The organism is Oceanihabitans sp. IOP_32, assembly GCF_009498295.1.
Taxonomy (GTDB): Bacteria; Bacteroidota; Bacteroidia; order Flavobacteriales; family Flavobacteriaceae; genus Wocania; species Wocania indica.
The window spans coordinates 2,461,726-2,485,281 of record NZ_CP040813.1; the positions used below are offsets into that span (position 1 = coordinate 2,461,726).

Consider the following 23,556-nt stretch of genomic DNA (forward strand, 5'->3'; position numbering starts at 1 on the left):
AGTAGTTATACTTATGTTTATAAAGAAAATAAATTATTAATTATTAATTCTAAATTTTAAATTATGCATTTAGTACCAAGAGAATCAGAGAAATTACTACTTTACCTAGCAGGTACAGTAGCAGAAGACAGAAAAGCGAGAGGTTTAAAACTTAACCACCCAGAATCTGTAGCTTTTATCGCAAAACGTCTTATCGAAGGCGCACGCGACGGTAAATCAGTAGCAACCTTAATGCAAGAAGGAACTACTTATTTAAAGCGTAGTGACGTTATGGATGGAATTGCTGAGATGATACATGATGTACAAATCGAAGCAACTTTCCCTGACGGAACTAAGTTAGTAACTGTACACAATCCAATTTCTTAATCTTAAAAATCAAAAATTATGAGCGATAAAAAAAATTATGTTGTTCCTGGCGAGTATGTTTTCGCAAAAGGGGATATTGAGTTAAATGCTGGTAAAAAAGCGACTAAGCTTAAAGTTACCAACACAGGAGATAGACCTATTCAAGTAGGTTCGCACTTTCACTTCGGAGAGGCTAATAACGCTTTAGAATTCGATAGAAAAGCAGCAGCAGGAAAGAGATTAAACATTCCGGCTGGTTTATCAATTCGTTTTGAGCCAGGTGAAACTAACAATGATGTTGAAGTTATCCCATTTGGCGGTATCGGAAGAGTTAGAGGATTTAGCTTAAAAAAGAAGTAATTAATTTTAAAAATATAATATTATGACAAAAATATCAAGAAAGCAGTACGCTTCAATGTACGGTCCTACTGCCGGAGATAAAATTCGTTTAGGAGATAGTGCCTTATTTGCTGAAATTGAAAAAGATCTTACCGTTTACGGTGAAGAAAATAAGTTTGGTGGTGGAAAGACTATTAGAGATGGTATGGCACAGTCTGCTTCTCACACACGTGATGAAGGAGTGTTAGATTTAGTAATTACAAACGCTATTATTATTGATAGCTGGGGTATTATCAAGGCAGATATCGGTATCAAAGATGGTAAAATCTCTGGTATTGGTAAAGCTGGTAACCCAGATACCATGGATGGTGTTACTTCTGGTATGAATATTGGTGCTTCTACTGAAGCTTTAGGAGGTGAAGGTCATATCTTTACTGCTGGTGCAATTGATGCGCATATTCACTTTATCTGTCCACAATTAATCGATACGGCTTTATACGGTGGTATTACAACTATGATTGGTGGTGGTACAGGTCCAAACCACGGTACTTTAGCAACTACAGTTACTCCAGGTGCATGGCACATGGAAACTATGTTACAGTCTCTTGATGCTTTACCATTAAACTTCGGTTTATTCGGAAAAGGTAACTCGACTTCTGAAGCAGCTATTATCGAGCAAATTGAAGCAGGTGCTTTAGGTTTAAAACTTCACGAAGACTGGGGTTCTACGCCATCTGCAATCGATACTTGTTTAAGAATTGCCGATAAGTATGATGTTCAAGTAGCAATACATACTGATACATTAAACGAAGGAGGATACTTAGAAGATACTATCGAAGCTATCGGTGGTAGAACTATCCATACATTCCATACGGAAGGTGCTGGTGGTGGACACGCTCCTGATATAATCAGTATTTCTGGTTTACCAAACGTATTACCATCTTCTACTAACCCAACTAGACCATTTACAGTTAACACTGCAGATGAGCACTTAGATATGTTAATGGTATGTCACCACTTAGACAAGAACGTAAAGGAAGATGTTTCTTTTGCAGATTCTCGTATTCGTCCAGAAACTATTGCAGCAGAAGATATCTTACATGATATGGGAGTATTCTCTATGATGAGTTCAGATTCTCAAGCCATGGGTAGAGTTGGAGAAGTGGTTTGTCGTACTTGGCAAACTGCCGATAAGATGAAACAACAGTTTGGTTTCTTAGAAGAAGATAAAGGTAGCGGTAACGATAACTTTAGAATTAAGAGATACGTTGCTAAGTACACTATTAACCCGGCGATTTCTCACGGTATTAGTAACCACGTAGGTTCTATTGAGGCTGGTAAAATGGCAGATTTAGTAATGTGGAGACCAGACATGTTTGGTGCTAAACCAGAATTAATCATCAAAGGTGGTATGATTTTAGGTTCTAAGATGGGTGATGCTAACGCGTCTATTCCAACACCACAGCCTGTAATTTACAAGCCAATGTTTGGTTACTACGGTAAAGCTATGCAAGCGACTTCTGCATTATTCGTTTCTCAAATTTCTATCGAGAAAGGTATTGTTGAAAAATACGGTTTACAGAAGAAAGTTCTTCCAGTATTAAACTGTAGAGACCTTAGCAAAGCGGATATGGTACTTAACAGTGCTACACCACACATTGAGGTGAATCCAGAAACATACGAAGTTAAAGTTGATGGTAAAGCAATTACTTGTGAGCCTATCGATGTTGTGCCAATGGCTCAGAGATACTTCATGTTCTAATAACAGTTATCAATTTAATTGATAGAGTTTTAAAGCCATGTTGGTTGCTTGTAAAGAGTAACCAGCATGGTTTTTTTTATTAATCTAGATAGTAGATTTTATGCTGTTTTTAAAATGTAATCCTAATTTAATTTTGAAATGTCGTTTTGTTAATTCGGTATAAGATAGCTGTTTATTTGATTAAAAATACTGCTGTTTTTTTTGGGTTTGTAGCTTGATGCATTCCATGTAACTTTAATAACTATTTTTTTTGATAAAATGCGTGTTTTTGTGAATCGACCCCCTAAATTTATAGAACACTAAGAATTCAAATGTTGAAATGATATCTGCTTAGTTGTTAATTTTATAGTTTGGATGCCGTCTCCTGATTCTTTTAAATCAATATTGGCGGGTAACAAAGCCTATTGGCTTTTGGTGCTACAAATTATACTAAACTAAGCCTACCCATAATGTTCATGATATTCTTGTTTCGAAATACTCTGAGGAAAGGCAAATTATACCAATTTAGTTTTGAAATGTCGTATTATTAATTTGAATTATTTTTTGTTCAGATGAGATAGAAAATCAAAGCATAGCCTGAGTTATGGTTTTATTTTATACCGAAATATGGGCGAAAAAGAAACAAATTATATGCGGCATGACATGGCTAATTTGGTATAAAGTAAGTGTGTGCTAAAACTCGAGTTTGATATAATGTGAAGTATAGAGTTGTTTCCTTTTAAGTTATTAAACTTAGGGAATTTCAAATTTATACAAATCTGTGCAAAAATGTGAGGCCTCTTAAAATTTAGTGCTAGAATCGTATCGATACCATCCTCTTAATTTACTTCACTCTTACATTGTCTGGAACTAACTTCGTATAATCTCCGTTGTTTCTTATTACATCTCTAATAATGGATGATGAGATATAAGATGTTTTAGCGGAAGTTAACAAGAAAACGGTTTCAATTGGTGCTAAATCCCTATTGGTGTGCGCTATGGCCTTTTCAAATTCAAAGTCAGCAGGATTACGAAGACCGCGTAATATGAATTCCACATTAATATCTTTACAAAAGTCGACCGTCATCCCTTCGTAAGTCATCACTTTTATTTTAGGCTCATCGGCAAACGCATCTTTAATAAACTGTTTGCGTTCCTCTAAAGAGAACATGTATTTTTTATCTGCGTTTATACCTATAGCAACAATTATTTCGTCAAACAGGGTGATACCTCTTTTAATAATATCGTAGTGTCCTAAGGTGATGGGATCAAAAGATCCTGGGAATATGGCGCGTTTCATTGTTTATAAAGCCTTTACAGTTGTGAAAGGAGGGTTTTTAGTGATACTTAATATCAAATATACACTTTTCTATCATGAAAAGTGTTTTTCGATTTTATATTTAGTTTGAAAGAAGCGCAGTTTCAATGGCGTTTTCAAACAATTCTTCTAAGGTTATGCCTGCGGCTAAAGCTTGTTGGGGTAAAATACTCTCTTTAGTTAAACCAGGTACGGTATTTATTTCCAATAAGTGAGGCTCTCCATTTTTAAAAATATACTCGCTACGGCTAAAACCTTTCATTTTTAAAATTTCGTATACGTTTTTGGCTATTGTATTTACCTTTTTTTCTTGTTCTTTAGTTAATCTAGCCGGTGTGATTTCTTGAGATTCACCTAAATATTTTGCTTGGTAGTCGAAAAAATCATTGTCTGTAACTATTTCGGTTATTGGCAATACTTTTGTTTCTCCTCTGTAAGATATTACACCAACAGAAACCTCTATACCGTCTAAAAAAGATTCAATAATAATTTCATCATCTTCCTTAAAAGAATTTTGAATGGCACTTTGTAAGGTTTCTTTTTTATACACTTTGGTTATACCAAAACTACTGCCGGCTTTGTTTGCTTTAACAAAGCAGGGTAATCCCACTTTCTCTATTATAGCGTCTTCATTTATGGGGTCGCCTAGGTTGAGATAAAACGATTCGGCAGTTTTAATACCATAAGGTTTAAGCACGCTTAAGCAATCACGTTTATTAAAAGTCACAGCAGCTTGATACATACCACTACTCGTATGTGGCATATTTATCAATTCAAAATAACCTTGCATAAAGCCATCTTCTCCAGGCGATCCATGAATGGCGTTAAAGACACAATCGAAGGTGATTTTTCTGTTTTTCACGGTCACCGAGAAATCGTTTTTATCAATGGGGTATTCGTTATGATCTGTGTCGACATAAACCCACTTATCTTTAAAAATGTGTATTCTATAAGCGTTGTATTTTTCTGGGTTTAGGGTTTCGAAAACCACGTTTCCACTTTTTAATGAGATTTTGTATTCACTAGAAAATCCCCCCATAATTATGGCTATATTTTTTTTCATTGATGCTTAAATAAAATGTCCTTAAGACTAAAGTTTTATAATATACCGTTGGTAATAATAGTGAGGCTAAAATATCATATATATTGCGAAACAAAAAACAGTTCTGTTTTTATATCTTTGCGGTATTGAAAATTTTAAAAAATGAACCTATTTAAATTCTTAGTAAGTAAAGTATTTTTAAAGCAAATTGCCTTGGCTGTAGTGGCTACGGTTGTTTTAGTTTTTTTGGCTTTAAAATGGCTAAAATCTTCTACTAATCATGGCGATTTTGAAACCGTTCCTCAACTTACCGGAAAATCTATAAGTGTGGCCGAAATTGAACTAAAAGAAAACAATTTAGTCATGCAAATTCAAGATTCTGCAAATTTTAATCCAGAATATCCTAAGTTCTCTGTTATAGAACAAGAACCTCCAGTTGGTGCAAAGGTTAAAAAAGGTAGAAAAGTATACATCACGTTAAACCCTTCAGGCTTCAGAAAAGTTCGAGTTCCCGATTTGTTAGAAAGCACTTTGAGGCAAGCGAAACCAACATTAGAGGCTCTGGATTTTAAAGTAGGAAAATTAACGTATGTAGATAATATAGGTAAGGACATTGTACTGGGAATGAAACACAAAGGACAGACTATTTCGGCTGGTGATATGCTACCCAAAACAGAAACAATCGATTTAGTTTTAGGCAACGGCAGACAACCACAAAACTAATATGTAATTAAAACAGATCAATACGCATTGCTATATTAAAATGAAAGACTACACACCACAATTGCCCGACGAGGATAATTTATACGAACATTATGCTTTTACGGTAGATAAAGGGCAAACTCCCTTACGTATTGATAAATACCTAATGAATTTTGTTGAAAATGCCACTCGGAATAAAATTCAAGCCGCAGCAAAAAACGGCAGCATTTTTGTAAATGATAAAGCAGTAAAATCTAATTATAAAGTAAAACCTTTTGATGTTATAAGGGTTTTATTCACCCACCCACCTTTTGAAAACCTCTTGGTTGGAGAAGCTATGGATATTGATGTTGTCTTTGAAGATGACGAACTTTTAGTAGTTAATAAACCAGCAGGTATGGTGGTGCATCCTGGGCATGGTAATTATTCTGGAACCTTAATAAATGGGTTAATCTACAGATTTGATAACTTACCAAATAATTCAAGTGAGCGCCCAGGTTTAGTACACAGAATTGATAAAGATACTAGCGGACTTCTAGTGGTTGCTAAAACTGAAAAAGCCATGACTCATTTATCTTTACAGTTTGCCGAAAAAACGAGCGAGCGTGAGTATGTTGCTTTAGTTTGGGGTAATGTAACAGAAGATGAGGGTACCATTGAAGGTAATATTGGAAGACATCCCAAAAATCGATTACAAAACACCGTTTTTTATGGCGATGATGCCGAAAAAGGAAAACCCGCTGTAACACACTACAAAGTATTAGAACGTTTAGGTTACGTCACTTTAGTGTCTTGTAAATTAGAAACAGGGAGAACACACCAAATACGGGTTCATATGAAGCATATTGGGCATACCTTGTTTAATGATGTGCGCTATGGTGGCGAAAAAATACTAAAAGGAACCACGTTTACAAAATACAAACAGTTTGTAGATAATTGTTTTAAATTGTTGCCAAGACAAGCCTTACATGCCAAAACCTTAGGTTTTAAACACCCAAAAACAAATGAGTATATGCGCTTTGAAACTCCAATACCCCAAGATATGCAGTTGTGTATAGAGAAATGGAGAACCTATTCTAAGCATCAAGAAATGAGGTAATTTATTTAGACTGAATTTACCAGATCTAAAGCTTACGAATTCAAAACACCAAATGGCCTTTTACTTAATTGGCAGTTTATGCTTATGGAGCGTAGTTTATAAAACAAAGAAGAGACACATTGTTTTTCAAAATAACCTACTGCAAGCAGATTATGAGTGTTTTTCGAATTGATCATACCCCAAGAAAAATCTTAAAAACAAATATTATACTATTAAAGCTTTGGCTTACAGTTCTGGATATAAAAGTAAAAGTGCTTATAATAGGGCATTAAAAACATGACGGCGAAACCCCTTCAGAATATCGCATAGCCTGTAAACATTTAGCTCTATTTAAATATAACAAGAACCATTTCACGAAACTACGGGTATGTGCATCATACCATGCGAATTTAAGAGCTTAGAACTAAGGCTTGAAAATCAAATAAATAAGTAGAAAAAAACCTTGAGGTATGAGTTGTTTTTTAACTCATTTTCGTGATGTTGACATGTTCTATCCTAAGGGTTTAAAAAACAAGCTGAATAATGTTGAAAAGTATAAATGACTTTATAAAAGTGCTAGGTATTATCCTGGTTATAAAGTTTTTAACTATCAATTTCATTTATAAGTATATTATTAATAATTGTTAACTTCTATTTTTAATATGGATTAGTAATCGTAAATTTGAAATAAATTATAAAATATCTCTTAACGGACTAAAATTGGACTTATGAAACTTGTCTTATCTCCTGCAAAATCTTTAGATTTTGAAACAAAAATACCAATCGATTATGCGACACAGCCTTCTTTTTTGAAGCAAGCTGCACTTATAAATAAATCTTTAAAAGACGAATCGCCTAAAAGCTTATCAAAACTTATGAAGATTTCAGATAATTTAGGGCAATTGAATTATCAACGAAATCAAGACTGGCAGCTTCCGTTCACAAAAGATAATTCGCGTCAAGCCGTTTATGCCTTTAGCGGTGATGTGTATAGAGGCTTAGATGCCTATACCATTCCAAAAGATAAAATTGAAACACTACAAAACACCGTACGTATTCTTTCAGGTTTATATGGTTTATTAAAACCAACCGATTTAATACAACCGTACCGCTTAGAAATGGGCACAAAATACGCAGTAGGTAACAATAAGAACCTTTACGAATTTTGGAGAGACGATATTACCAAAGCATTAAATGAAGAATTGGAAGACGACGAGGTGTTTTTAAACTTAGCGAGCAACGAGTATTTTAAAGCGATTGATACCAAAAAGTTAAAAGTTCCTGTGATAACTGCTAATTTCAAAGATTTAAAAAATGGTGAATATAAAATCATAGCATTTTATGCCAAAGCAGCGCGCGGTTATATGGCCCGCTATATTGTAGATACCAATGCCAAAACTATAGACGATTTAAAAGGATTTAATTACGAAGGTTATAATTTTAGCGACCCCCTAAGCACAGAAACCGAACTTGTTTTTATAAGATAAATTCAAGAGGCAAAAGTACCTTAAAGGTCTTGATTATGTCGCTATATTAAGATAGTTTTACAAAAATTATAAAATTTTCGGAATCGGATTACTATTAAAACAACAACATCAATAAAATAAAATGTCTTACTACTTAATATTAGCGCTTCAAGGCTATTGTATCTATCATTTGTTAAAACATAGAAAGCAATACTATTGGATTTTTTTAATTGTTTTTATACCGGTTATTGGAAGCATTATTTATATCATCACACAGGTTTACAATAGACAAGATGTTAAGAAAGTAACCAGTGAAATCACAACCGTCGTAAATCCTACAAAAAGAATAAAGGATTTAGAAAAACAACTTGAGTTTTCAGAATCTTACCAAAATAGAGTTAATCTTGCCGATGCTTATTTAGAAAATAAAGATTATGATAGTGCGATTCCTTTGTACTTAAAGTCTATTGAAGGTAATCCTACCAATGATCTTTATGTTAAAAAGCAATTAATTGAGGCTTATTTTAATATTGAAGATTATAACAATGTGGTCGTTTATGCCAAAAAAATAGAGAAGCATCCCGAATTTAATAAGTCAAGGTCACAATTTATATACGGCTTAGCATTGGAAAAAATCGGTGATTTTGAGCAGGCAGAAGCCAATTTAAGAGCCATCGATATTCGCTATTCGTTTTATAACGAACGATTAATTTTGGCCAAATTTTTAATAGATAGAAATAAAGAAGCTGAAGCCAAAGGTATTTTAGAAGAAATTATAAGCGAGTCTCTACACATGACAAAACCCAATAGAGCCTTGTTTAATACCACCATACAAGAAGTAGAAAAGCTTTTAAAAAGCCTAAATAAGTGATGTTTTATTTAGGCTTGGCTTTATTACCAGCGCTAATTTTGCTTTCAACCGAAGGTTTCTTTTTAATTCGGGGTCTACGAGCACCAAAAGTGCCTCGATTTATTTTGCCGCGTTTTGTTTTTTTGTCACCTTTTCCCATAATAAAATTTATTTTTTGCTTAAATTTTAATATACTCAATTTTAACTTAAAAGCCTAAAAAAAAAGCTGTTTAAACACGAGCATCCATATAAACCATTTATTTATAAAGATACTACAAAATTAATAGTGGGTACCTTGCCACCGCCTCGCTTTTCTATTGGCGAGCTTCTAGAAAAGGATGTCGATTTTTGTTATGGGAGTTATTACAATTCATTATGGTTATTTATTGATAATATTCATGATTTAAATTTCCGTTATGATAATTCTATTGAAGCTGTCGAACAAAGAAAACATTTCTTAATAAAACATAAAATTGGAATTTGTGATATTGTAGAAAGTGCCGAACGTGAAAAGGTGGATGCCTCAGATTTAGGTTTGAAAAACATTAAATTACGCAATATTATTGGCTATTTAAATCAATATCCCAGGATTACCACCTTGTTGTTTACTGGCGGAAATAGCAAAAATGGTCCCGAGTATTTTTTTAGAAAGCACCTCAAAGATTACAATATTAAATTAGAATTGCTCAATAATGAAGTGCCTAGAGTCCATCAATTTAAATTACCAACCAACTTAAACCATAATGCACTCAAGGCCAGAACAATTAAAACGGTGTGCTTAACATCCAGCTCTGGAGCAGCAAATATTTCAATAAGCAGAATGCCTCTTTACAAACAGTTAAAAGCTACAAACCCTAAATTTAATACCTTCGATTTTAGAGTGATGCAGTATCGAGAGTTTCTTTAATACCAAATTAACCATGATGTCGCCTATAATTCGTTTACTCACATCTTTTTATTTTATAAATAGGTGTTCATGATGTGCTTCGCAGTTCTTTTTAGCCCATATAATAGTAAAATAACGAGTTCGTGAATCTGTGGTTTCTATCTCATCTGAACAAAAAAGAATCCAAATTAATCATACGACATGTCAAAATTAAATTGGTATAAAACGTTTTATAACGCACTATTTAAACTATAATCATTAAATAAGACGTACATTTGCGACTTAATTAGAAAGAGATGACCTATAATTTATCATCTCATAGACCCCTATTAGGGATACCAAAAATTTTATATGTCATTTAACGCTTTAGGCCTATCCGAAGCCTTGCTAAAAGCTATTAGCAAAAAAGGATACACATCTCCTAGTCCCATTCAACAAAAAGCCATTCCACCAATTTTAGAGGGGAAAGATGTTTTAGCATCGGCACAAACAGGAACTGGAAAAACGGCAGGATTTACATTACCTCTTTTACATATACTTTCTGAAAATTCGCAGGAAAGACGGCGAGCTATTCGTGCTTTAATATTAACACCCACACGCGAACTAGCAGCACAAGTGTATGCTAATGTTAAAGAATATAGTGAGTTTCTAGATTTAAGAAGCACCGTTATTTTTGGCGGCGTAAACCAAAAACCTCAAGTAGCAACCATTCGTCAAGGTGTTGATGTTTTGGTGGCAACTCCAGGCCGTTTATTAGATTTACAAAACCAAGGCTTATTGTCGTTAAAACATGTAGAAATTCTGGTTTTAGATGAGGCCGATAGAATGCTAGACATGGGTTTTTTACGTGATATTGAGCGTATAATGAAGCTAATGCCTACAAAACGTCAGAATTTGATGTTTTCGGCAACCTTTTCAAAAGATATTAGAAAACTGGCAAACGGTATTTTAAATCATCCCGTACGAGTTGAAGCCACCCCAGAGAATACCACAGTAGAGGCGATTAGCCAGAAAGTTTACCGGGTTGCAAAAGGTTTAAAAACGGATTTGATCATCAAATTAATTTCAGACGATAATTGGAAACAAGTATTGGTGTTTACACGAACTAAACACGGTGCGAATAAACTGTGTAAAAAAATGGTAAGTGCCGGTATTACGGCTGCTGCCATACATGGTAATAAAAGTCAAGGTGCAAGAACAAAGGCTTTAGCAGGTTTTAAAAGCGGCAGTGTTCGCGTTTTAGTGGCGACCGATATTGCTGCCCGCGGACTCGATATCCCATTATTACCACACGTTATAAATTTTGAATTGCCTAATATTTCTGAAGATTATGTACACCGTATTGGTAGAACAGGTAGAGCAGGAGCAAGCGGTCAAGCTATATCTTTAGTAAGCGCAGACGAAACTACGTTTTTACGCGATATTGAAAAATTGGTTGGTATGAAAATACCAGTAGAAATTGTTGAAGGTTTTGAACCCGATCCAAACGCATCGACAGTACCTATAAAGCCAGGACAGAACCGTTCTCAAAGACCTCGAAACAATAACAAATCTTCAAGTTCTAATAGAAAAAGGGATAATTCTAAAAAAAGACCAAGTCGCCAAACCACTAGAACGTCTAGCGACAGAAGGCATTAACCATGTAAAAGGCACTTAAAGACAAAATTATTGAAGTTTGTAATCGAAAAATAGACCAAAAAGGCTCAAACGTTGGTTTATCATTTTATGCTTTTTTTGCGAACAAGAATGATGATCCAGAATTGCTTATGGAAATGACCACATGGTAGATTTTAACTGAAAAGTTAGACCATTTTGAAAAAGCGGTAAAGATTAAGAAATTAGTGTCACGTTTATAAATGGAAACACAACCTAACAACCCATTACACGGTATAAAACTAGAGCAGATTATAAACGATTTGGTCGCGCATTACGGGTGGGAATATATGGGTTACACCATTAAAATTAAGTGTTTTACCGATAATCCTTCGGTAAAGTCGAGCTTAAAATTTTTGCGACGCACCCCTTGGGCCAGAACCAAAGTGGAAACTATGTATTTAAAGATGTAGAGGAGTAAAGCAAGGTGAACTATTAAGCATCTTATTTAAAAATCTTAATACAGCTTGTTTGACGGTCTTCTTGAAAAGTAGCGTGTAAAGAAACGCATACTTTTCCGATAAAAATAACGTTAATAAATGAGCGATACAATAATATTTGGCTCAGAATTAGCTATTTTTTATGTGCGTTGCTAGCCATAGTTATTTATATTTGTTTATTATTTTGTAAATTCACTTTATAAAACTGTTTTTCGAGATGGAATGTTTATCACATAATTCAGAAATTGTTAACACTTTTTCTAATATCAGAAGTTTTTCTTACCAAGAGAAGAAAACTCCTTTAATAGACGAAAAAAGAGTGAATTCAATTTTGGACGCTATTCTTGATTTTAAGAATAGTTTAAAAGAAAAGACCAATAAGATTTATAATATCAATGAAAAAATTGAAAAAATTACTTGGTTTAATGAGTTAGACGAAGAAAGTTTAATGCTTTTGAATGATTTAATTTCATCTGCTAAAGATTTAAGAACTTCTTTAATCCGACAATTTATTTCAATGAATTCTTTAAGAAGAAAAGGAATTGCTAAAGAAGAAATAAAAGATTTCAAAAATTCTATTGATGAATTAAAAGAGTCCTATGAGGATTTAGAATCTGTATTTTTCTTTCTTCCAGAAATGCCAGATTTTGTTGAAACTACTTCAAAACTTTCTCTTGTGTAGATATGGAATTGTATTCTTTACAAGATTTTAAGATTGAATTTGATAAATTAAAATCTAAAAAATCCTATAAAACAATAGAGCAAGAATCATCAATTATTTTTTTGGAAAATCAACGGACCAGCTTTGTTCTGGTGTACGATTAAATCACAGTATTGATGTTCCATATATAAAAAAGAGATTAGGTGGTCGTGGTGGTTTTAGATTTTACTTTTTATTAGTAATCAAAAATGATTCTCTATATTTAATGTTTGTCCATCCTAAAACGGGTTCTCTAGGTTCCGATAACATTACAGATGAGTCAAAAGTTTATTTATATAAAAAAGTTTTAGAGTGTATACAATCAGAAGATTTATATAAATTGTCTTTAGATGGCTCCAAAAAAACAATCAAATTCGATAAATTAGTTAGTGTAAGGTCATAATTATGGCCAATGGTTCGTAGATATGCATTGTTTTAATGACTTGTATCCAAAGTTAAACGAAGTTATCGTTTTTTTCTTACAATATCATACCTATCTTAATTCATCTTTTTTAACCCCTCATAAACCACAACACTCACGGCATTTGCTAAATTTAAGCTTCTAACATGGGTACTATACAATGGTATTTTATACAGTTTATCTGGATGCGTTTCGGTTAGCCATTTGGGTAAACCAACCGATTCTTTTCCAAATATTAAGAACATATTATCTTTAAAAGGAATATCCCAATGGTTTTTAGTGCCATGGCTGGACAAGAACGCAAAATTTTCATCTTTATTTATTTCGAAAAATTGCGCGATATTATCATAATAGGTGACCGACAAATGTTGCCAATAATCTAAACCAGCACGTTTTAACCTGGCATCGTCAATTTTAAAGCCAAAGGGTCTAACCAAGTGTAATTTTGAGCCCGATGCCAAGGCCAATCTACCAATATTACCCGTGTTATTTGGTATTTCGGGCTCTATTAAAACGATATTTAAAGCCATTAGTTTAAAATTGTTTCAACAAATTTATCAATACTATCAATGCCTTCTTTGGTAACATGCTTTACAAAAGCACTGCCAATAATAGCTCCTTTGGCGTATTGCGTAGCTTGTGTGAAGGTATCGTTGTTACTTATTCCAAAACCTATAATTTGAGGGTTTTTCAAATTCATTTCAGCAATACGTTTAAAATACTGTGTTTGTTCTTCACCAAAACCAGCTTGTGCGCCTGTGGTACTGGCACTGCTTACCATATAAATAAATCCGTTTGAAACCGAATCTATATATCTTATACGCTCTTCGGTGGTTTGTGGTGTTATTAAAAATACATTAATCAACCCGTATTTCTCGAAAACAGCTTGATACTTTTCATGGTAAACATCAACAGGTAAATCTGGAATTATTAAACCATCAATTCCGGTTTCTTGGCACTTTTTACAAAACGCTTCCACACCGTATTGAAGCATAGGGTTAAAATACCCCATAATGATTAAAGGGATACTCACCGTTTTTCGAATGTCTTTTAATTGATTAAAAAGCAGCTCACTGGTCATACCGTCTTTTAAAGCCTGTGTAGAGCTGGCTTGAATAGTGGGACCATCGGCCAACGGGTCGCTAAAAGGCAAGCCTATTTCTATCATGTCAACGCCGTTTTTCTCCAAATTCTGGATAATGGGAACCGTGTCGTTGGTGTTTGGATATCCTGCTGTAAAGTATATGGATAATAACTTTTTATCTTCTTGTAGTTTTTGATTTATTCTGTTCATTGTAAATGAATAGTTTTTTCACTCCCTCGAAGGAGGGAATCATTTAATGTTTGTTTTAAATATATTCTGATAGATCTTTCCAATCTGGATTCATATCCTTAATTAAATTCTCTTTCCATGCTCTATTCCATTTTTTTATTTGGCGTTCTCTTTTAATTGAATTGTTTACATATTTTGTCGTTTCAAAATAGACGAGTTTATACACATTATATCGACCTGTAAAAGTTTTTAAATTATTGTTTTTGTGTTGTTTTAATCTTTTTTTTAATTGTTTTGAACGACCTACATAAAGCACAGTATGGTTTTTATTTGTTAATATGTAAACGTAGTGTAAATCCACTTTGAATTAATAAGATTTCCGCCTTCGCGGAAATGAAAAACAAACTATATGTTAAAATACTCAATATAATTCTCTAAATCTTTATCGCCGCGACCCGATAAACTCACCACTACAATATCGTCTGGTTTAAAGGTTTTATGCTCGAAAATAGCCAAAGCGTGCGAACTTTCAATGGCCGGGATAATGCCTTCTAGTTTGCATAAATCCAGACCAGCCGTCATGGCATCATCGTCTGTAATAGCTATAAATTCGGCACGTCCAGTTTGGCATAAATGGGCATGCATGGGACCAACTCCAGGATAATCTAATCCTGCCGAAATGGAATAAGGCTCGGTTATTTGTCCGTCGTTAGTCTGCATCAGTAAGGTTTTACAACCGTGAATAATGCCTTCTTTGCCTAAAACCGATGTGGCTGCACTTTCGCCAGAATCGACACCTAAACCTGCGGCCTCCACAGCGATAATATTCACGTCTTTTTCGTGTAAATAGTGGTAAAAGGTACCAGCAGCGTTACTGCCACCGCCAATACAGGCCACAACATAATCTGGGTTTTCTCGACCTTCGTGTGCGTTTAATTGCCATTTAATTTCTTCTGAGATTACCGCTTGAAAGCGCGTTACCATATCTGGATAAGGGTGCGGACCAATGGCTGAGCCAATAATGTAATGCGTGTTTACAGGGTTGTTTATCCAATCGCGAATGGCTTCGTTGGTGGCGTCTTTTAAGGTGCGACTTCCAGACATGGCAGGCACTACTTTTGCGCCTAACATTTTCATTCTAGCCACGTTTGGCGCTTGTCGTGCAATATCGATTTCACCCATATAAACAATGCATTCAAGACCCATTAAGGCACAGACCGTGGCCGTTGCCACACCGTGTTGTCCAGCGCCGGTTTCGGCAATAATTCGGGTTTTACCCAAACGTTTTGCCATGAGGATTTGACCAATGGTGTTATTTATTTTGTGCGCCCCTGTATGGTTTAAATCTTCGCGTTTTAAATAAATCTTGGTGTTGTATTTTTCTGAAAGACGTTTTGCAAAATAGAGCGGTGAAGGCCTGCCCACATAGTCTTTTAGAAGTTTATCGAACTCTGCCTTAAAATCTGGTTCGGCCATGATTTTTAGATAGTTTTGGCGTAATTCTTCTACGTTTGGGTACAGCATTTCTGGTATGTATGCACCTCCAAATTCGCCGTAATAGCCTTTTTCGTTTACGTTATAATTCATTTTTTTTATTTTTTATTTATGTTCATTTTGCCTTGATGCAAAAAGAACCAAAAAATCATATCAATCTGAGGGAATTCCTGCGGAACATTCACTCTCGGAAATTCGTGCTTAAAGCTTCGCTTTGCATCTTCATTCCTTCGCTCACTATTCCTTCAGATTGATGATTCCGACGGTGTCGAAACTTGGGTATTGATTTTTTTGTTAAATTTATTTTTTATTTATGAGTTCTTTTACTTTTCTAAAATCTAAACTTGTTTGTTGTTTTTAAATGCTCTTAATTTCTCAATATCTTTTAATCCTGGTTCTATTTCAAATTTACTGTTTATATCGATAGCGTAACAATATTTTGAGGCTTTGCTTTGCTGAAAGGTCTTTAGATTTTCAATTTCTTCCAATCCTATACCACCACTTAAAAAATAGGGTTTTGTGGATGGGTAATTGTTTAAAACATTCCAATTGAAGGTGTAACCGTTGCCTCCTGGTAATTTTCCTTTGGTATCGAATAAAAAGTAATCGCAAACGACTTCAAAAGGTTTTAAAACATCAAAATTGAATTCGTCTTTAATTGAGAATACTTTGATGATTTCCAAATTTTCGTCATGGTGAGACTTTTTATGTAAGTCGTGTACATCTGGTTTTTGCGATGAGATGACGTCGTTGCTTTGCTCCTTGTAATGGCGTTTCAAGCTGTTACAATATTCTGGTGATTCATTGCCATGTAATTGAACGGCTTGTAACTGGTGCGTCTTTATTTTTTTTAAAACAAAATCTAATTCTGCATCAACAAAAACGCCTGTTTTTTTTATGGATTTTGGTATTTCTGGAATCTGATTTTTATCGAAATGCCTTGTCGATTTTTCGTAAAAAATAAAACCGAGATAATCGGGTTGCAATGCCGCAACTTGTTTAATATTATCTTGGTATTTCATGCCACAAATTTTAAGCCGGACCCTAGCCCTCTCCAAAGAAGCGGGAATTGATTGCGTTATATGTTGTTTCTTTTTATTCATAAGAGTAATAGTTTACCTCCTTTGGAGGAGTTAGAGGAGGCTTTTAATAAATTCTGTTGCGCTCGCTCCAGGATTATCTGTTTTCATAAAATTTTCACCGATTAAAAAACCTTGATAGCCGTAGGGCTTTAATTCTTTTATGGCTTCAATACTGCTAATCCCGCTCTCTGATACTTTTACAAAATCGTCTGGAATAAGTTTGCTTAAGCTTTTGCTTGTTTCTAGACTCAGCTCAAACGTTTTTAAATTTCTGTTGTTTACGCCCAACAGATCTAAACTTGGCATGATGGATTTTTGTAATTCTGCTTCGTTATGCACTTCTAGAAGCACATCGAGTTTTAAGCTTTTTGCTAATTCTGAAAATTGTTTTATTTCAGCCCTAGTTAAAATGGCAGCGATTAAAAGAATGGCATCTGCACCAAACGCTTTGGCTTCAAGTATTTGATACTCGTCGATAATAAATTCTTTTCGCAGCAATGGTAAGTTGCAATGTTCGCGAGCGGTAATCAAATCGTCTAAGGTGCCTCCAAAATAGATTTCATCGGTTAAAACAGACATCCCACACACGCCGGCAAGCTCGTAACCTATAGCAACATCTTTAACACTAGCCGTATTGTTAATTACTGATTTTGAAGGTGATTTTCTTTTAAATTCTGCAATAATACCAGTGTTACTAGACCTTAATTTTTTTGATAATGAAATGGTTTTATGATTAAAAAAAGGTGTGTTTTCAAATACCTCTATAGGGATTAATTGTTTTTTTAAATCCACTTCTTTGCGCTTATCGATTACTATTTTATCTAATATATTCATGGGTTTTAGTGTTTAATTTTTAATCATCAGCAATCTAAAATGACTGTTTTTTGACAACCAAAACGTTTAACGGCTTAACGCTATGAGTTTATCTAAACTGTTTTTTGCTTTTCCAGAAAGCAGCGATTCTTTTGCCAGCTCGAACCCTTCTTTATGACTTATTTGTTTTGTGGTGGCGATCGCTAAACCGGCATTGGCAAAAACAACATTGTTTTGTGCTTCAGTGCCTTTGCCGCTAATTATGTTTATAAATATTTTTGCAGCATCATCAATGGTGTTTCCTCCAAATATAGCGTCTTCTTGTATGGTTGCTACACCTAACTCTTCCGGTGCAAATAAGGTTTCCGATTGGTTAGAGATCACTTTGGTTTTTCCGGTGAGCGATATTTCATCATAGCCATCTAGAGCGTGTACAATGCTGTAGTTTTTATCTGTTTGCTGGTATAAATAGCCATATAAACGTTGTAACTCCAAATTAAAAACACCGACTACTTGGTTTTTAGGAAACGACGGATTTACCATAGGCCCCAACATATTAAAAAATGTTTTCACCCCTAATTCACGACGTATTGGCGCTACGTTTTTCATGGCTGGATGAAATAATGGTGCATGCAAAATGCAAATGCCTGCTTTATCGATAGTCTGTTTTAAGAAATCTTCGTCGCTAGAGAATTTAATGCCCAAATGTTCCATAACGTTTGATGAGCCGCAGGCAGAAGATACACCATAATTACCGTGTTTTGCTACTTTAATACCTGCCCCCGCAGCTACAAAAGAAGATAGTGTTGAGATGTTAAAGGTGTCTTTTCCGTCGCCTCCAGTACCGCATAAATCTATCGCATTAAAATCTTTTAAATCGATGGGGATACATAGTTCTAAAAGGGCCGCTCTAAAACCTTGAAGCTCTTCAAGTGTGATACTTCGCATCATGAAAACAGTAAGAAATGAAGCGATTTGGCTTTGGTTATACAAACCGTTAGATATGTTTACCAAAACTTGTTTAGCTTCTTCGCTAGAGATGTTTTCGTGGTTTATTAATCTATTTAGTAGTTGTTTCATAAATAAAACTATATTTTCATTGCCTCGAAGGAGGGAATCTTAATATTTTTAGATTCAATTTGTAATAGATTCCCATCTTAATGGGAATAAAAATTAATTGTCTATCCAATTTTTAAGCATTTGTTTTCCGTTTGGCGTCAATACCGATTCTGGATGGTATTGCACGCCTTTTACATCGAATATTCTGTGTCTTAACGACATGATTTGTCCGTTTTCATCAAAAGAAGTGGCTTCTAAACTATCTGGTAAGTTGGGGTGGACCACCCATGAGTGGTAACGGCCAACTTCTATATTTTTCTCTAAACCATCGAATAGAGATTCATCATCTACAGTAATGGTTGTTTTTGTGGAAACACCGTGATATACATCGTCTAAATTAATAAGCGCACCTCCAAATACTTCGGCAATGGCTTGTTGCCCTAAACACACGCCCAAGATGCTTTTAGTTGGGGCGTATTTTTCTATAATCGGTTTTAGTAAACCAGCCTCGTCTGGAATGCCTGGACCTGGTGATAGCAGTATTTTGTGAAAAGGTTCAACCTCTTCTAGGGTTAATTTGTCGTTTCTAATTACGGTAACATCACAGTTTAAATCTTCTAAGTAATGAACAAGATTGTATGTAAAACTATCGTAATTATCTATTACTAATACTCTCATAAAGTTTTATTTTTTGTTTCCGCGAATGCGGAAATCTTTTTAAATCATTCTTTTATTTCAAAAACAGCTTCAACTTTCTAACTCTATATGTCTTCAGCCAATTTAATAGCATGCGTTAGCGCGCCTAGTTTATTATATACTTCTTGTAATTCGTTTTCTGGATTCGATTTAGAGACTACTCCCGCACCGGCCTGCCAATGCAGATGGTGGTTTTTACTTAAAAAGGTTCGAATCATTATGGCGTGATTAAAATTGCCGTTAAAATCCATAAAACCAATAGCACCGCCATAAAAACCTCGACTTGTTTTTTCGTATTGCTCAATAAGTTGCATGGCACGATGTTTTGGCGCTCCGCTTAACGTACCTGCAGGAAAGGTATCTGCAACAACCTGCATGGTTGAGGTGTCTTTATGTTTTTGCCCCGTAACCTTACTTACCAAATGGATCACGTGCGAAAAAAACTGAACTTCGCGGTAAGTGTCTACGGTGACTTGACTTCCGTTGCGGCTTAAGTCGTTTCTTGCTAAATCTACTAGCATGACGTGTTCGGCATTTTCTTTATCGTCTTTGGCCAATTGTTTGGCTAATTCGGCATCTTTTAAATCGTTTCCTGTACGTTTAAAGGTGCCTGCAATGGGATGTATTTCGGCTTTGCCGTCACTTACAATAAGTTGGGCTTCGGGCGAGCTACCAAATATTTTAAAGTTGCCGTAATCGAAATAAAACAGATAAGGCGAGGGGTTTATGCTGCGTAAAGCACGATATACATTAAACTCGTCGCCTTTAAAGGCTTGAGTGAAGCTTTTTGAAAGAACCAATTGAAACACATCACCGCGGGCACAATGTTTTTTGGCCAATTCTACATTTTTTTTAAAGGCGTTGTCGGTTAAATTGGATGTTAGACTTCCTTTAGATTCAAAATTATAGGAGGCAAAATTTTTCGATTTTATGAGGTGGAAAATAGCATCAATATTACTCTCCTTATTAAAACAATGTGCAAAAATATAGGCCTCATTTTTAAAGTGATTTATCGCAATAATATTTTGATAAACTGCGTAATAAACATCGGGAATTTGTATGGCGTTTTCTTTTTTTGAAATTGTCACATCTTCAAAATATCTAACCGCATCGTAAGCCATATAACCAAATATGCCATTATTTATAAATTTAAAATCTTCGTTTGAATCGACTTTAAACTGTTTTGTGAATTGATGAATTTCATCAGAAACACAAACCGTGTCATCGATATTTTTGGACTTAGAACTGCCATCGGGAAACGTTTGAGAAATCGTTTCATTTTCTACCTTAATAGAGGCTATAGGGTTAAAGCAGATATACGAAAAACTGTTATCGTTGGCATGATAATCGCTACTTTCTAACAAAATACTGTTGGGGTATTTATCTCTAATTTTAAGATAAATACTTACCGGCGTAATGGTATCTGCCAATATTTTTTTATGATGTGTGGTGAGTTGATACATATTTTAAATTAAAAAAGGCTTGTCGTGAATGACAAGCCTTTTGGATATTTTATAAGTTTTAAATATACGAGGAGCTACTTCACGAACGTAAGTTTGAAAAGTTCCACCACCAAGTATTATTTAAAATTGTGTTCATAATTTCTTTTATGTTGTCAAATATAGAAATGAAATTAATAGTACACAAAACTTTAAATAACTTTTTTTAGTAATAATTTTAGAACTGCATTATCTCTAACAAAAATTGATTAATTTTATGTTTATGAAACTAAAAGCATTAATTATTGCCGTAGTATTAATTTCCAGTTGCAATACTAAAAATAAGAATATTGAGAGTTTAACTGAAAGTAACAAAGCCCAGGTAGTTAAAAATACCGCATATCAAGATTTAGAAGTTTTCGATTTTAAAGGTTTTGAGAAATTTTTAAATCGAAAAGACGACAAAATATACGTGATAAATTTTTGGGCCACCTGGTGTGCACCTTGCATAAAGGAACTACCATATTTTGAGCTCATAAACACAGAATATGGCGATAAAAACGTGGAAGTCATTTTGGTAAGCCTAGATTTTCCGCATTTATACGAATCTAAATTAAAGCCATTTATAAAGGAGAATCAATTGCACTCTAAAGTCATCGCTTTAGACGATGCCGATATGAATTCATGGATTCCTAAAGTGGATAAAAGTTGGTCTGGATCTATTCCCGCAACCCTTATTTATAAAAAGGATATGCGTAAATTTTTCGAACAAGCATTCGATTACAAAACACTTAAAGCAGAAGTTGCTAAATTCTTAAAATAAAAATTATGAGAAAAAGTATAAGTATTATAGTTTTAACAGTTACAGTTGCTTTTCTTACCGCGTTTTCAGTAGCTAATGTAAAACCTAACAAAGGCTATAGAATAGGAGATGTGGTTGAAGATTTTTCACTTCAAAATATAGATGGGGCGATGGTCTCGCTTGCAGATTACAAAAAGGCTAAGGGTTTTATTATTATTTTTACTTGCAATACTTGCCCGTATGCCGTGATGTACGAAGATAGAATTATAGCCTTAAACAAAAAATATGCACACAAGGGATATCCTGTAATTGCTATTATGCCTAATAATACCAGCTTAATGCCCGGAGATAGTTTTGATGCTATGAAGCAAAGAGCTCTAGATAAAGGTTTTACATTTCCGTATTTAATCGATTCTGAGCAGAAGGTCTACCCTAAGTTTGGAGCCACAAAAACACCTCATGTGTTTATTTTACAAAATAGAGATCAAGGACATACCCTTGAGTATATTGGAGCCATTGATGATAATTATAAGGATGCCAGAGCTGTAAAAATTAAATATGTTGAAAATGCTGTTGATGCTTTACTGGAAGGAAAAGCCGTTAAAACGACCGAAACCAAAGCTATTGGATGTTCAATAAAAGTGTAGTTTTTTTAAATAAACTACAATTATGAATGAGATAAGCTGTTTTTTTAATTCTTATTTAAACGAAAATATTAAATTTGTAACTACAAATTTAAATTTAAAAAATGGAAAATTTAAGTCAAGAAAAATGGGTGTCGCAAATCGAAGAAGATAAAGACGCGGTTATTATTGATGTAAGAACAGAAGACGAGGTAGCAGAGGGTATAATAGAAAATGCGATACATATTGATATTCATGGGGGGCAAGATTTTATTGATAAATTAGAGGCTTTAGATAAAAGTAAAAATTTTTATGTGTATTGTAGGTCTGGTAATAGAAGCGGGCAAGCCTGTAGCATTATGGTTCAACTAGGTTTTGTTAGGGCTTACAATCTTGAAGGTGGTATATTAGAGTGGGAAGGCAACCTTGTTGATTTAGACTAAGGTATAAAAATGAAAAAGGTATTACTTTTAATCGTTTTTTTTGGAGTTGGGTTTTACAGTTGTAATAAGTCGGCAAAAAGTGATGCGAAATTGTTGTCGCCAGCAGAATTGCAATTGCTTATGCAACAAGAGGGTGTTCAATTAATTGATTTACGTACACCAAAAGAGTTTCAATCGGGTTTTATCGAAAATGCTCAAAATATAGATTTTTTGTCCCCAACTTTCGAGCAAGAGTTATTAAAACTGGATAAAAATAAACCTTTAATTTTATATTGTCGCTCGGGGAGACGAAGCGCTAAAAGTTATAAGAAATGGTTTCAAGCGGGGTTTACAGAAATATACGATTTAGAAGGCGGCATTGTTAAATGGCGAAACGGTGGGTTTTTAATAAAAAACACACCGTGAATATTATTGCAGTATACGGCTAAGTTGTTTTAAATTTAAGAGAATATCCATAATAGGTTTTGTTGAGTACATACTAAAACCATCAGCTAAGAGTGGAGTTCGAATTTAAAAAAACAAACCGCATTTTTTATCGTTTAGTTTTGCCTGTTTTCGTTATTTCTTAGATTGTATTTCAGGTTCTTCTTGCGAAACTTCAATAGGAATATTGTTTTGATCCGCAGCTACAATTTCTTTGTTTTCTGTTAAAGATAGGTCTGAATCACGGTTGTTTTTTCGCAAATTTACCGAATCTCCAATAGTTTGTTTTTTAATTTCTATATTCTTTTTGTTAAGAAAACTAAAGTTTATCGGACTGTAGTAATTGCAAATAAAAAGGCTTAAGCTTAATACAATTGCAGCTATAATTTTGGCTAAAAATGTCATAATATTATTTTAATTATCGAATT

The 23,556-nt window shown here is 34.3% G+C and carries 28 protein-coding genes and 1 pseudogene; 16 read left to right on the forward strand and 13 right to left on the reverse strand.

All coding sequences use genetic code 11. The features are described from left to right. Positions 1-63: 63 nt before the first annotated feature. From FEZ18_RS10235 to ureC, 3 genes are read left to right on the forward strand one after another with little or no spacing between them, the layout of a single operon-like run. Entirely contained in the window at positions 64-366 is a 303-nt protein-coding gene (locus FEZ18_RS10235; RefSeq protein WP_153268218.1) for an urease subunit gamma, read from the forward strand. Positions 367-384: 18 nt separating this feature from the next. Then, a complete protein-coding gene (locus FEZ18_RS10240) occupies positions 385-705 on the forward strand; it encodes an urease subunit beta (RefSeq protein WP_153268219.1) in 321 nt (106 codons plus the stop codon). A gap of 22 nt (positions 706-727) precedes the next feature. After that, a complete protein-coding gene (ureC, locus tag FEZ18_RS10245) occupies positions 728-2,446 on the forward strand; it encodes an urease subunit alpha (protein ID WP_194269471.1) in 1,719 nt (572 codons plus the stop codon). A gap of 823 nt (positions 2,447-3,269) precedes the next feature. Here the strand turns inward: ureC and coaD are convergent. Both coaD and FEZ18_RS10255 read right to left on the reverse strand, forming a co-directional pair. Next, positions 3,270-3,725 (reverse strand): pantetheine-phosphate adenylyltransferase, encoded by a 456-nt coding sequence (coaD, locus tag FEZ18_RS10250; RefSeq protein WP_153268221.1) that lies wholly within the window; start codon positions 3,723-3,725, stop codon positions 3,270-3,272. 100 nt (positions 3,726-3,825) lie between these two features. Beyond that, entirely contained in the window at positions 3,826-4,806 is a 981-nt protein-coding gene (locus tag FEZ18_RS10255; protein WP_153268222.1) for a D-alanine--D-alanine ligase, read from the reverse strand. A 141-nt stretch (positions 4,807-4,947) separates the two neighbouring features. Here FEZ18_RS10255 and FEZ18_RS10260 point away from each other — a divergent pair, with 141 nt between their 5' ends. The 4 genes from FEZ18_RS10260 (at position 4,948) to FEZ18_RS10275 (ending at position 8,902) form a co-directional block, all read left to right on the forward strand. Continuing rightward, complete coding sequence (locus tag FEZ18_RS10260; protein WP_153268223.1) at positions 4,948-5,508, forward strand: PASTA domain-containing protein; 561 nt, start codon at positions 4,948-4,950, stop codon at positions 5,506-5,508. Between the two features lie 40 nt (positions 5,509-5,548). Next, on the forward strand, positions 5,549-6,586 hold the full coding sequence (locus FEZ18_RS10265) for an RluA family pseudouridine synthase (RefSeq protein ID WP_153268224.1): 1,038 nt from the start codon (positions 5,549-5,551) through the stop codon (positions 6,584-6,586). 707 nt (positions 6,587-7,293) lie between these two features. Next, complete coding sequence (gene yaaA, locus FEZ18_RS10270) at positions 7,294-8,052, forward strand: peroxide stress protein YaaA (protein ID WP_153268225.1); 759 nt, start codon at positions 7,294-7,296, stop codon at positions 8,050-8,052. Positions 8,053-8,173: 121 nt separating this feature from the next. Next, the gene (locus tag FEZ18_RS10275) at positions 8,174-8,902 is read left to right on the forward strand and encodes a hypothetical protein (protein ID WP_153268226.1); all 729 of its coding nucleotides are present in this window, start codon (positions 8,174-8,176) and stop codon (positions 8,900-8,902) included. Positions 8,903-8,906: 4 nt separating this feature from the next. Here the strand turns inward: FEZ18_RS10275 and FEZ18_RS10280 are convergent, their stop codons facing one another. After that, positions 8,907-9,041, reverse strand: coding sequence for a 30S ribosomal protein THX (locus tag FEZ18_RS10280; RefSeq protein ID WP_153268227.1), 135 nt, complete (start codon positions 9,039-9,041; stop codon positions 8,907-8,909). 66 nt (positions 9,042-9,107) lie between these two features. Between FEZ18_RS10280 and FEZ18_RS10285 the strand changes: the two genes are divergently transcribed. The 5 genes and pseudogenes from FEZ18_RS10285 to FEZ18_RS10305 all read left to right on the forward strand — a co-directional run bounded on the left by FEZ18_RS10285 (position 9,108) and on the right by FEZ18_RS10305 (position 12,542). Then, entirely contained in the window at positions 9,108-9,788 is a 681-nt protein-coding gene (locus FEZ18_RS10285; protein ID WP_153268228.1) for a uracil-DNA glycosylase family protein, read from the forward strand. 330 nt (positions 9,789-10,118) lie between these two features. Further along, complete coding sequence (locus FEZ18_RS10290; RefSeq protein WP_153268229.1) at positions 10,119-11,405, forward strand: DEAD/DEAH box helicase; 1,287 nt, start codon at positions 10,119-10,121, stop codon at positions 11,403-11,405. 50 nt (positions 11,406-11,455) lie between these two features. Then, positions 11,456-11,623: pseudogene (locus FEZ18_RS14715) on the forward strand (DUF6500 family protein). Next, positions 11,624-11,833 carry a VF530 family DNA-binding protein gene (locus FEZ18_RS10300; protein ID WP_153268230.1) on the forward strand — a complete coding sequence of 70 codons (210 nt, stop codon included), beginning with the start codon at positions 11,624-11,626 and terminating at the stop codon, positions 11,831-11,833. A gap of 244 nt (positions 11,834-12,077) precedes the next feature. Next, entirely contained in the window at positions 12,078-12,542 is a 465-nt protein-coding gene (locus tag FEZ18_RS10305) for a hypothetical protein (RefSeq protein WP_153268231.1), read from the forward strand. A 516-nt stretch (positions 12,543-13,058) separates the two neighbouring features. Here FEZ18_RS10305 and FEZ18_RS10310 read toward each other — a convergent pair. From FEZ18_RS10310 to FEZ18_RS10350, 9 genes are all read right to left on the reverse strand, one after another. Beyond that, positions 13,059-13,511, reverse strand: coding sequence for a tRNA (cytidine(34)-2'-O)-methyltransferase (locus FEZ18_RS10310; protein WP_153268232.1), 453 nt, complete (start codon positions 13,509-13,511; stop codon positions 13,059-13,061). Beyond that, positions 13,511-14,275: a tryptophan synthase subunit alpha gene (gene trpA, locus FEZ18_RS10315; RefSeq protein ID WP_153268233.1), complete on the reverse strand. Its 765-nt coding sequence runs from the start codon at positions 14,273-14,275 to the stop codon at positions 13,511-13,513. Before trpA ends, FEZ18_RS10310 begins: the two co-directional genes overlap by 1 nt. A gap of 55 nt (positions 14,276-14,330) precedes the next feature. Next, complete coding sequence (locus FEZ18_RS10320) at positions 14,331-14,615, reverse strand: GIY-YIG nuclease family protein (RefSeq protein ID WP_153268234.1); 285 nt, start codon at positions 14,613-14,615, stop codon at positions 14,331-14,333. Positions 14,616-14,659: 44 nt separating this feature from the next. Further along, the gene (trpB, locus tag FEZ18_RS10325; protein WP_153268235.1) at positions 14,660-15,841 is read right to left on the reverse strand and encodes a tryptophan synthase subunit beta; all 1,182 of its coding nucleotides are present in this window, start codon (positions 15,839-15,841) and stop codon (positions 14,660-14,662) included. A 245-nt stretch (positions 15,842-16,086) separates the two neighbouring features. Next, on the reverse strand, positions 16,087-16,770 hold the full coding sequence (locus tag FEZ18_RS10330; protein WP_153268236.1) for a phosphoribosylanthranilate isomerase: 684 nt from the start codon (positions 16,768-16,770) through the stop codon (positions 16,087-16,089). 111 nt (positions 16,771-16,881) lie between these two features. After that, positions 16,882-17,664, reverse strand: coding sequence for an indole-3-glycerol phosphate synthase TrpC (trpC, locus tag FEZ18_RS10335; RefSeq protein ID WP_153268237.1), 783 nt, complete (start codon positions 17,662-17,664; stop codon positions 16,882-16,884). A 66-nt stretch (positions 17,665-17,730) separates the two neighbouring features. Beyond that, the gene (trpD, locus tag FEZ18_RS10340) at positions 17,731-18,723 is read right to left on the reverse strand and encodes an anthranilate phosphoribosyltransferase (RefSeq protein WP_153268238.1); all 993 of its coding nucleotides are present in this window, start codon (positions 18,721-18,723) and stop codon (positions 17,731-17,733) included. Positions 18,724-18,816: 93 nt separating this feature from the next. Beyond that, complete coding sequence (locus FEZ18_RS10345) at positions 18,817-19,380, reverse strand: anthranilate synthase component II (RefSeq protein ID WP_153268239.1); 564 nt, start codon at positions 19,378-19,380, stop codon at positions 18,817-18,819. 83 nt (positions 19,381-19,463) lie between these two features. Further along, positions 19,464-20,861: an anthranilate synthase component I family protein gene (locus FEZ18_RS10350; RefSeq protein WP_153268240.1), complete on the reverse strand. Its 1,398-nt coding sequence runs from the start codon at positions 20,859-20,861 to the stop codon at positions 19,464-19,466. A gap of 259 nt (positions 20,862-21,120) precedes the next feature. Here FEZ18_RS10350 and FEZ18_RS10355 point away from each other — a divergent pair, with 259 nt between their 5' ends. The 4 genes from FEZ18_RS10355 (at position 21,121) to FEZ18_RS10370 (ending at position 23,110) form a co-directional block, all read left to right on the forward strand. Next, entirely contained in the window at positions 21,121-21,660 is a 540-nt protein-coding gene (locus FEZ18_RS10355) for a TlpA disulfide reductase family protein (protein WP_153268241.1), read from the forward strand. A 5-nt stretch (positions 21,661-21,665) separates the two neighbouring features. Next, on the forward strand, positions 21,666-22,286 hold the full coding sequence (locus FEZ18_RS10360; protein WP_153268242.1) for a thioredoxin family protein: 621 nt from the start codon (positions 21,666-21,668) through the stop codon (positions 22,284-22,286). Positions 22,287-22,387: 101 nt separating this feature from the next. Then, positions 22,388-22,705 carry a rhodanese-like domain-containing protein gene (locus tag FEZ18_RS10365; protein WP_153268243.1) on the forward strand — a complete coding sequence of 106 codons (318 nt, stop codon included), beginning with the start codon at positions 22,388-22,390 and terminating at the stop codon, positions 22,703-22,705. 9 nt (positions 22,706-22,714) lie between these two features. Continuing rightward, positions 22,715-23,110: a rhodanese-like domain-containing protein gene (locus FEZ18_RS10370; protein ID WP_153268244.1), complete on the forward strand. Its 396-nt coding sequence runs from the start codon at positions 22,715-22,717 to the stop codon at positions 23,108-23,110. 153 nt (positions 23,111-23,263) lie between these two features. Here the strand turns inward: FEZ18_RS10370 and FEZ18_RS10375 are convergent, their stop codons facing one another. Then, the gene (locus FEZ18_RS10375) at positions 23,264-23,533 is read right to left on the reverse strand and encodes a hypothetical protein (RefSeq protein WP_153268245.1); all 270 of its coding nucleotides are present in this window, start codon (positions 23,531-23,533) and stop codon (positions 23,264-23,266) included. Between the last annotated feature and the right edge of the window lie 23 nt (positions 23,534-23,556).

Bases quoted from the DNA above. Each gene is read 5' to 3' on its own strand.
- FEZ18_RS10280 (WP_153268227.1), bottom strand. From the start codon at position 9,041: ATGGGAAAAGGTGACAAAAAAACAAAACGCGGCAAAATAAATCGAGGC.
- FEZ18_RS10290 (WP_153268229.1), top strand. From the start codon at position 10,119: ATGTCATTTAACGCTTTAGGCCTATCCGAAGCCTTGCTAAAAGCTATT.
- FEZ18_RS10330 (WP_153268236.1), bottom strand. From the start codon at position 16,770: ATGAAATACCAAGATAATATTAAACAAGTTGCGGCATTGCAACCCGAT.
- FEZ18_RS10240 (WP_153268219.1), top strand. From the start codon at position 385: ATGAGCGATAAAAAAAATTATGTTGTTCCTGGCGAGTATGTTTTCGCA.
- FEZ18_RS10275 (WP_153268226.1), top strand. From the start codon at position 8,174: ATGTCTTACTACTTAATATTAGCGCTTCAAGGCTATTGTATCTATCAT.
- ureC (WP_194269471.1), top strand. From the start codon at position 728: ATGACAAAAATATCAAGAAAGCAGTACGCTTCAATGTACGGTCCTACT.
- FEZ18_RS10375 (WP_153268245.1), bottom strand. From the start codon at position 23,533: ATGACATTTTTAGCCAAAATTATAGCTGCAATTGTATTAAGCTTAAGC.
- trpD (WP_153268238.1), bottom strand. From the start codon at position 18,723: ATGAAACAACTACTAAATAGATTAATAAACCACGAAAACATCTCTAGC.
- FEZ18_RS10350 (WP_153268240.1), bottom strand. From the start codon at position 20,861: ATGTATCAACTCACCACACATCATAAAAAAATATTGGCAGATACCATT.
- coaD (WP_153268221.1), bottom strand. From the start codon at position 3,725: ATGAAACGCGCCATATTCCCAGGATCTTTTGATCCCATCACCTTAGGA.
- FEZ18_RS10370 (WP_153268244.1), top strand. From the start codon at position 22,715: ATGAAAAAGGTATTACTTTTAATCGTTTTTTTTGGAGTTGGGTTTTAC.
- FEZ18_RS10365 (WP_153268243.1), top strand. From the start codon at position 22,388: ATGGAAAATTTAAGTCAAGAAAAATGGGTGTCGCAAATCGAAGAAGAT.
- FEZ18_RS10260 (WP_153268223.1), top strand. From the start codon at position 4,948: ATGAACCTATTTAAATTCTTAGTAAGTAAAGTATTTTTAAAGCAAATT.
- FEZ18_RS10235 (WP_153268218.1), top strand. From the start codon at position 64: ATGCATTTAGTACCAAGAGAATCAGAGAAATTACTACTTTACCTAGCA.
- FEZ18_RS10305 (WP_153268231.1), top strand. From the start codon at position 12,078: ATGGAATGTTTATCACATAATTCAGAAATTGTTAACACTTTTTCTAAT.
- trpB (WP_153268235.1), bottom strand. From the start codon at position 15,841: ATGAATTATAACGTAAACGAAAAAGGCTATTACGGCGAATTTGGAGGT.
- FEZ18_RS10310 (WP_153268232.1), bottom strand. From the start codon at position 13,511: ATGGCTTTAAATATCGTTTTAATAGAGCCCGAAATACCAAATAACACG.
- FEZ18_RS10265 (WP_153268224.1), top strand. From the start codon at position 5,549: ATGAAAGACTACACACCACAATTGCCCGACGAGGATAATTTATACGAA.
- trpC (WP_153268237.1), bottom strand. From the start codon at position 17,664: ATGAATATATTAGATAAAATAGTAATCGATAAGCGCAAAGAAGTGGAT.
- trpA (WP_153268233.1), bottom strand. From the start codon at position 14,275: ATGAACAGAATAAATCAAAAACTACAAGAAGATAAAAAGTTATTATCC.
- FEZ18_RS10255 (WP_153268222.1), bottom strand. From the start codon at position 4,806: ATGAAAAAAAATATAGCCATAATTATGGGGGGATTTTCTAGTGAATAC.
- FEZ18_RS10360 (WP_153268242.1), top strand. From the start codon at position 21,666: ATGAGAAAAAGTATAAGTATTATAGTTTTAACAGTTACAGTTGCTTTT.
- yaaA (WP_153268225.1), top strand. From the start codon at position 7,294: ATGAAACTTGTCTTATCTCCTGCAAAATCTTTAGATTTTGAAACAAAA.
- FEZ18_RS10300 (WP_153268230.1), top strand. From the start codon at position 11,624: ATGGAAACACAACCTAACAACCCATTACACGGTATAAAACTAGAGCAG.
- FEZ18_RS10345 (WP_153268239.1), bottom strand. From the start codon at position 19,380: ATGAGAGTATTAGTAATAGATAATTACGATAGTTTTACATACAATCTT.
- FEZ18_RS10355 (WP_153268241.1), top strand. From the start codon at position 21,121: ATGAAACTAAAAGCATTAATTATTGCCGTAGTATTAATTTCCAGTTGC.